Source organism: uncultured Aquimarina sp. (assembly GCF_947492115.1).
Classification (GTDB): Bacteria; Bacteroidota; Bacteroidia; order Flavobacteriales; family Flavobacteriaceae; genus Aquimarina.
This window is the reverse complement of the sequence record NZ_CANLMM010000019.1, coordinates 1-8,469: the sequence shown is the minus strand read 5'-3', so window position 1 is coordinate 8,469 and position 8,469 is coordinate 1. Positions and strand designations below refer to the sequence as shown.

9 protein-coding genes are annotated in these 8,469 nt (G+C 30.4%); all 9 read left to right on the top strand.

Features of this window, described 5'->3' with window-relative positions; translation table 11 throughout:
• Window positions 1–95 precede the first annotated feature (95 nt).
• The 9 genes from Q1A73_RS24045 (at window position 96) to Q1A73_RS24005 (ending at window position 8,321) form a co-directional block, all read left to right on the top strand.
• Window positions 96–815 (top strand): hypothetical protein, encoded by a 720-nt coding sequence (locus Q1A73_RS24045; RefSeq protein WP_299611229.1) that lies wholly within the window; start codon window positions 96–98, stop codon window positions 813–815.
• 499 nt (window positions 816–1,314) lie between these two features.
• Window positions 1,315–1,941, top strand: a complete 627-nt coding sequence (locus Q1A73_RS24040) for a hypothetical protein (RefSeq protein WP_299611226.1) — start codon at window positions 1,315–1,317, stop codon at window positions 1,939–1,941.
• 218 nt (window positions 1,942–2,159) lie between these two features.
• Entirely contained in the window at window positions 2,160–2,480 is a 321-nt protein-coding gene (locus Q1A73_RS24035) for a hypothetical protein (protein ID WP_299611223.1), read from the top strand.
• Between the two features lie 199 nt (window positions 2,481–2,679).
• A complete protein-coding gene (locus tag Q1A73_RS24030) occupies window positions 2,680–3,261 on the top strand; it encodes a hypothetical protein (protein WP_299611220.1) in 582 nt (193 codons plus the stop codon).
• Window positions 3,262–3,344: 83 nt separating this feature from the next.
• Complete coding sequence (locus Q1A73_RS24025; RefSeq protein ID WP_299611217.1) at window positions 3,345–4,871, top strand: hypothetical protein; 1,527 nt, start codon at window positions 3,345–3,347, stop codon at window positions 4,869–4,871.
• A 133-nt stretch (window positions 4,872–5,004) separates the two neighbouring features.
• The gene (locus tag Q1A73_RS24020; RefSeq protein WP_299611213.1) at window positions 5,005–5,847 is read left to right on the top strand and encodes a hypothetical protein; all 843 of its coding nucleotides are present in this window, start codon (window positions 5,005–5,007) and stop codon (window positions 5,845–5,847) included.
• A gap of 208 nt (window positions 5,848–6,055) precedes the next feature.
• Entirely contained in the window at window positions 6,056–6,661 is a 606-nt protein-coding gene (locus Q1A73_RS24015; RefSeq protein WP_299611210.1) for a hypothetical protein, read from the top strand.
• 104 nt (window positions 6,662–6,765) lie between these two features.
• Window positions 6,766–7,179, top strand: a complete 414-nt coding sequence (locus Q1A73_RS24010; RefSeq protein WP_299611207.1) for a hypothetical protein — start codon at window positions 6,766–6,768, stop codon at window positions 7,177–7,179.
• 197 nt (window positions 7,180–7,376) lie between these two features.
• A complete protein-coding gene (locus Q1A73_RS24005; protein WP_299611204.1) occupies window positions 7,377–8,321 on the top strand; it encodes a hypothetical protein in 945 nt (314 codons plus the stop codon).
• Window positions 8,322–8,469: the final 148 nt, after the last annotated feature.

Sequence of the window (8,469 nt, the reverse complement as noted above, 5' to 3'; positions counted from 1 at the left end):
AATAAAAAACTAATGCTAACAATTTGTATAGTGCATAGCACCCTACGGGATACTACGACACCATACAAGAAACGTTGTAGCCAATTAAAAAAACTATGAGATTTAATTTAATACTCATCTTTCTTTTTGTAATTCAATCGATTTCCTCACAAGAAAATGAAATATTTAAAGTTAAAATCAATAAAAAAGAAAAATCTGAATTTAATTCTGATTACCGTAAATTTAAGCATAGATATAGCTATTTCTATGAGGACGAAAACTTTATTGTAAAAGATTCTTGCAGAGGTGAATTTGGTGGAGTAATTGAATTTAGAAATAAAGAGAATAATAACGTTTATGTTGCAAAAGCTACTTGTCCATCTTCTTTAATTAAAATGAATGGCAAATACTATTTAATAACTTCGTTAGCTCATAGGTCTGGGGCCTTTGGGGTTTATGAAATAGGTGATCCAAAAGAACTAACAGAATTAAAAACAACTGACTCAAAAAGAGACAAATTCTTTAAAAAAAAATCGAATAGTGGACTTAAAAAGCTCTATAAAAAAATTGGAGGAACAATACTTGTGAGTTTTCCTTATAAAGACAAACTTTATTTCATAACTTCTGACAAAGATGGAACTTACCTAACTGAAATGAAAAATTCTGAATTGATTAAAATAATGAAGTTGTTAGATTATAAAGTTTACACTTACGAAACTGGTGTTAAAACTACTTATGATAATCATTATGTCAACAATTTTCAAATTGTATATAGCAAGGAAATTGGTTTTTTTGACATTCAAAATAATGTCATAAACATAAATTTATATAAATAAAAACAGGCTACAACAGTATATATGTGATCATAGCAGCAAAGTGATCAATCGAATGGTTCTTGTATTTTTGGTAAGGCGCAATGCTTGCAGAATAGTCAAGTTGGCAACCAATGCGCAGAAAAATCGAAAAACAAGGTAACATTTTGCCCTGCTACGACACATATATTAAACGTTAGATGCAATACCAACTATGACTAAAATTCATACCAAAATTTTAGGAAAGCAAGATTATTCTCTGATTTTACCTGCTCATTTTTTATCCAAATCACTTGATCTTTTTTTGACATCATCAGATGTTCATAAACTTATCGAATCGATTGTCTTTTTGAGTATTGGAATTGAAACATTTATTAAGACTTCCCTAGAAAAAAAGCAACCATTGCTCATAAAAAGAATAGACTGGAATAGATGGAACAATATCAAATCATAGTTTTCCCATAATATGTCAAAATCGGACAAGCGGCTTATTATCAAAACAGAACTTACAAATTATTCCGATTTGACTAGATCTTTAGACTATGGCCTGGCTCTTGAACTTTTTCCTATTTATTTTTCAATTAATTCAAGAATATTAATGGATATTGAATATATAAAGGAATACAGAAACGGTTTGTTTCATTGGAAAGCTGACGATAGTACTTCATTTGTTCTTACGAAAAAAATTTATAAAATATTTGAATGGATATTCAAGTTTATAGAGAAAAAGAATGGCTGGTGGCTGGGAGAAGAATTTAATATAATAGATCCAGATTTTCGGAAAAGAAAAAGATTTATACAATTAAAAGGACTAATGAGAAATGAGATAAAGCTAATTGTACAAAGGCGTATTTTTAATTATTATAATCTCATTAATCAAAATAGTGAATTTGAGGCAAATCGATCTTCTTACTTTCCAGAAGCAGTTGCCTTTCCTTATCCAAATCGTGTTTGCGCAGCCTGCCAATCAAATAAACAAGAGATTCATTGGAATACGGTTATTTTGAATAACAAAAAATCACGGACAATACATTTTCTGACTTGTAGAAACTGTGGATTTTATTGTTCTGATGAAGAATTTAAAGTTATGAAAAATGATTCATCTCCATCGTTAAGACAAATTGTGGATGAACAATTAAAAAGCATCTAACAATTTGTATATTGCATATGCCGCCTTCGGCAGTCAAACGCACCATACAAGAGACGTTGTGCATAATGAAAGTACTTCAAAAAAAGTCTAATAAATTGAATAAAAAACCGAACCGAATAAAATATCTCATATACGGACTTTGCGGACTGACATTTCTCACTCTGAACTTTGGTTTTGGAGCAAAACTTCAAATCGAGTTGACGGAAAATATTCAACGATTGACAGATTACTTTTTTGGAATCTCAACAAATACTCTTGATTATTTAGCTTTATCAACAATTCCACTTTTTGGAATGATTTATAACTCGACCAGAGAAGAATTCAAAATAAATGAATTAATTATGGATATAATAACCGTTTTGGTATTTGTTCTAGTAATATTTGGAATTGGACTTTATATAATGGTTTTTTCAGCAAAACATTCAAACCCTTTGATTCCAAATTACTTAAAAACTGAACCTTTTGATCTATACTCAACAATACTAATCGGAATAGGAATATTGATGCCATATTTGATTATAAAACTGATAAAAAAATAAAACACTATGCACAACAACATATATGTGACCATAGCAGCTAAGTAATAAATCAAATGGTTCTTGTATTTTTGGTAAAGCGCAATGCTTGCAGAATGGAAAAGTTAGCAACCAAAGCGCAGAAAAACCGAAAAACAGGGTAACAATTTGCTCTGCTACGACACATATATTAAACGTTGCCAATAATTAAAAAAAAACGAAAATGATATACGGAATTTTAATTGGATTGATAATTCTTGTGCCGATTTTAATAGCATACTATTATGATTATAAAAGTGACCCAAAAGAATTTAATTTTTCTTTAAAAACTTTAGGAAAAGGCTTACTAAAAAGTATTTTATACTTACTAGTAATTGGGGGAGTAAATTTTATTTATAAATCAGTGGTCCCTTTTAATAAAAACCATGGAATTGAATTTAATTCTGAACGCGAAAAACTAGGAATACCAAAAATTGGAGATAATTGGGAGAATAGAAAATATGACTCTGATCAATTCACTGTAAAATGGTGGAAATCGGAAAACTCCGATGGACACTTCAAAAAGATAATTGAATATGGAATCTTAAACGCGGAATCTGAAACTGATTATTATAAGAGTGATAGCAAAAAGGGTATTTATGTTTGGTCAAAATATGATTTTAACAAAAAAGCTTTTGAATATTTTATAAAAAAACCATATAACAAAAATGTTTCTGTTACGAAAAACGGAAAACTTAAGTTGGAAAAACCAACCACCGTTTTGAAAATTGACAAATCGGAATTTGAAAAGTATATTACTCAATAAAAAACTACTGGCAACAAAGTGTATAAAATCATATTGGCTGAACGCCAATACGATCCATACACTAGACGTTTTGTACGCAATTTATGAAAAATGTAATTCACATAATAATTTTGGCATTTATAGCAGCATCTTGCCAAACACAAGAACTAAATGTGGATTGTAAAAATTTAGAAATTAATATTCCTGGAAGACCTGGGCCTTGGATAGCATTTAACGATAATTTTTATTGTTATTTTAAAACTGACAATGACAAGTTTAGTTCAGGTTCTAATCATCAATTTTACATTATTGACAAAAAAGGTCAAATCAAATCTAAAATTGATGTTCCTAAAAAGCTTCAAACTTTTTATTACGATTTGTATATTAAGAACGATACAATATTTACGACGGAATATTATGACCATAACACTTTCTATCTTGACAAAAACAACAATTGGATAGAGACCAAAAAAGGAATTGATTTATACTATGACGATAAGGATTACTCGGTTTATTCTCTTGATTTTGGAGAATGGGGTGGCGTAACTTGGTTTAAAGATAAACAAACTGGAAAACAATTTGAGATTGGAGCCACTACACCAATTGTAAATAAATTGGGAGAATCATATTATTTGACAGCTGGAAAATCTGTTCTAAAAATTGACAATCCTAAAAAACTAGATAAAAGCCAAGAACCATACGTTTATCAAAAAGCTGTACTTGATGAAAGATTTCGTAGAGAAGGAAATCATTCTACAAACGGAGCAGAAATAATATTTGAATATGAAAATGATGATTATTTCAATCCGACATTTTCATTAGCGACATCATTCATTTCTAACGACAAACTTTACCATTTATACAAAGACAGTATTTCCACTAAGATTGGTACAGTAGAAAATAAAAAGTTAATTCCTTCTTACGAATTTAAATCTGAAATAAGACCTTTTCAATGGAACTACGACTCAAGAAATCCGATTCAAAACAATAGTTTTCAATCGGTTCAATTTCGTACAGACAAGGACTCTGTTTACGGTATTATAGAAATAAGTAATAATGATTTTAAAGTAACCTATTTCAACAACATTTATAAAGAACCAGTATTTGGCGAAAAGAAAATGAATGGTTGGCTTGAAAACACCTTTGAAAATTATTATTCAAATTTTAGTGCTTTGACTTTAGACCAAATTGATAACGTTGAGCAAGATGTTAATGCTATAGATATTACTCAAAAACATAAAATTTCAACTTATCGCCTTGATGGTCGAAATGTTAAAACACCGAGAATTTACAGAAAAATTGAGAGTGATAAATTGAGACTAATAGTAATGTATTACTATTCGGAAAATGACCAGAAAATACAACTAATAAGTTTTGAATGGGGAAAAAACAGAAACAAAAATCAGAGCATTGAAGATGTTGTTGCTTCGATGTCCAATAAAGAAAAAGGTGAAACAATATATAAACAGAAATTCGATTATATTTCAAACTACCTCAAAGGAAAATTGGGAGAACCTGATAGTTCTAAATCTAAAAAATATGGTGTTGAACAAAAATGGACAAAAGACGAGAAAATTGTTATTTTGGAATATAGTCAAAGGGATGTCGAACTAACAATTTATAGCGAATAAAAACTGCGTACAACAATTTGTATATTGCATATGCACCCTTCGGGATGCAAACGCAACATACAATAGACGTTGTTGTAAGCAATTAAACCAAACCAGATAAAAAGAGTCTAAACTGAAAATAAATTAATAAAATATGAGAAATCTATTTAAATTATTTACAGTAATCCTCTTGCTTTCATGTAGCAAAAATGAAGAACAGATTAACCCAGATACTCTTCAAGAACAGGTTAATCAAGATGCTCTTGTGTCAGCTTTTTTTGGACTTGATAATGCACTACCAAGTCTATTGTGTAATCAACTAGGAAGCCTGTTAGATGGTATGCCTGTTAATTTTAAATTTCCATTAGATGCATCCAGTTTATCGGAAACTGATTTTGAAGTTGTAGATAACCTTGGAAATAAACACATCCCAATGTGTGCTCTTTTAGCACCAGCTAATGAAAACGGAGAAAATCGAACTGTGCTTCTGTTAGGTGAATTTGGTACCGCTGTTACTAATCCACCTGTTGAAGTTAGAGTTGTAGGGGATTTATTTACAACTGACACTTCATCTGGAGAGTCCGCTTGTTCAGAAATCATAAACCTAAACGAAATCACTACAACGAATGTTATTCCGCTTGCTGATGGACCAAGTTTATTCTTTGCCCAAAGAATTGATGGCAATCTGAATGAATGTGGTTCAGGAACACAAACGATTCAAGTTGCATGGAATGGTGGCATTACACCATATATAAGTGGTGATACAGAATCTGACTTATTTCAGTACTATATTGGCTATTCTGAAAGTTCTGGAGTTCTAATACCGCATACACCTATTTCGATAGCAGATATAAATGACAATGATAACTTTCACCAACTTTGTTTTTCTACAAGTGATGAAATTGTTAAAATTTCAATGATGGCTAACACGGTCGAAGACCCAAACCAAGACCCAAATTTATACAGTGAAATTGATGTTAGTTCCTGCACGCCTTAGACAAGAATTGAAGAGAGCCTTCAAGTTAATAAAATATAACTGCTTACAACAATGGCTATAAGTAATTGCTTGTTCTCGCCTTCTTCTGAAAATCCTCGCGGATTTTCAGTTAGGTGTGTACTTGCAAAGTTAAGTGCTAACCCACGCAACTACTCATAGCCGAGACCGTTAGCAATAAACAAGAGGATCATTTGAAAAACTAAATAAAATGAAAATAAAAATAACTCTACTAATATTATTAACTACTGCTTTTGTTCAATCACAAAAATCAGATAATTATTTTATCACTAAAGATGGTGAAAAAGTTATAGTTTCTAGTGGTAAGAATGGAAAAGATATTGGAGAATACGGATATCTTAACTCTAATGATTATGAATTAACTGGCCAATATTTCTACTTTTTTAATTCGCAGAAACGAAAAAAGAAAATTCGTCAAAGCAAAATAAAAGAAGCCTATTTAGACGGTAAATACTTCACCAATTTAGAAATTGGTAGTTTTTTAGGATTAAAAAGAATACATGAAGTTATTGCGGAAAATGAGAATTATATATTGACACAATATTATTTTAACAGAATGTATGTTTATTTGTTGGACAAAAATAAAGGGGAATTTATAATAGAAAAACATTTGATTTCCAGAAAAAACAAGAAAGACCAAGAATTTTTTAAAAAACAAATATTACCACATTTCAAATCTTGCAAAGACTTCTCAAGTAAAGTAAATAATAATATGCTAGATGATTATAACGCTGGAAATTCTTTAAACTTAAACTTTATGTTTCAAGGTATTTCGAATGTTAAATGTAATGAATAAAATAAGAAATTAAACTATTGCTAACAGGAATGTATGAAACTATAATACCCTATCGGGACATTCCAGTTCATACATCTAACGTTGTGCGCCATTAAATAAACTATATGAATACGAACTTCGAAATTGAAGAAAATTATGCTGTCCGATTAAACGGAGTCCATATTGACTTGCATAACAACTTTGAATTCAAAGGAATTTCGGAAACAAAAAACGATGTGATTATTGAGTTCGTTAAATCGAATGGTCAGTGGGTTAACGAAAATGAATTTGAACGGCTAACATTTGTTCATAAAAACATTTCTTTCAAAAGTTCGGCGAAAGGGGATAATTCTGAATTCCCAAATGATGAAAATACTTTAAGTACAATTTCATTCTTCCCTAAATCAATGCGTGAATTGAATGACGGATTTATGGAACACAAAAAGCCGAATAAGGATGATGATATAATTTACCTTTTTGAGAATGGAAAAATGTTTCGATTAAATTGTGAACAGATCCAATTAATTGCGGAAAAATAAAACGATCGCACAACAACATATATGTGATCATAGCAGTTAGGTGATAAATCGAAAGGTTACTGTATTTTTGGCAAGACGCAATGCTTGCAGAAAGTGAAAGCTAGCAATCACTGCATAGAAAAACCAAAAAGCAAGGTAACATTTTGCCTTGCTACGACACATATATTAAACGTTGGCATTCATTAAAACATAACCCAATGAAGAACAAAATTTTAAAATTAGACAATCCTTGTGATGAAAAGTGGGAAAATATGAAACCCAATGAAAGAGGCAGCTATTGTGATTTGTGTTCAAAGAATGTTGTTGACTTCACGAAGCTAAATCAAATTGAGATTTCGGAGATGATGAAAAAATCGGGAAATAGAATTTGTGCAAGACTAACACATTCTCAATTGAATTCACTATTATTAAATTTAGATAATAATTTCAATTTAAATTTTCCAAAATCTAAAGTAGCCGCAGGTTTAATACTTGCAACTTCATTAACAATTGGACAAACTTTGCACGCTAAAACTCACAATATAAAAACTGAATTCGTTCAAAGTTCAAACTCAATAGTGAATCCAAAAAAGAAAAAGTCTCCTTCTAAACACAGTGAACCAAAACTTGACGATATAATTATATTTAAGGGAAAGATAACTTCTAAGGATTTGAAAAAACCTATTGAAAACGCAAAAATCATCCTTGTAACTTCACAAAAAATATTGAATGTTTATTCTTCAACAGATGGAACTTTTTCAATTGAAATACCTACAAGTTTAATTGATAATGATAATGTAATAAGAGTTTCATATCATGATGTTAAGGAAAAAAGAGGTAACGAAATGTTTTTTGGATATGAAACAAAAGATTACATATTATCAAAAGAGGAATTAAAAACTAACTTTTCAATAGAAGCCAAACCTGAGGTCTTGTATCTTGGAGGGATTGGAGCCTATCATGAAAAGAGAAAACCGATTGTGTTAAGTAACGGAGTTGAAATTAAATATCGTGAGTTTGTTAAAGCTCAAATGGGAGAAAAAAGTAGTTGTAGTCTTGAAAATAAAGACTTTTTGTATTTCGATTCAAAATTTGCGATGGCGATTTATGGAAAAAAAGCAAAAGATGGACTTTATATATTAACCTATAAAACAGAAAAATAAAAACGAAATGCCAACAATGGGTATAGTTCATAGCGGCTTTCAGCACGCTACACACCATACCCGAGACGTTGTGTGTCATTAAAACGAAAATTATGGGAAGATGGATGGAAGCTTTAAACAAAAAGAAAGAAATTGTGTCTGAAATGGC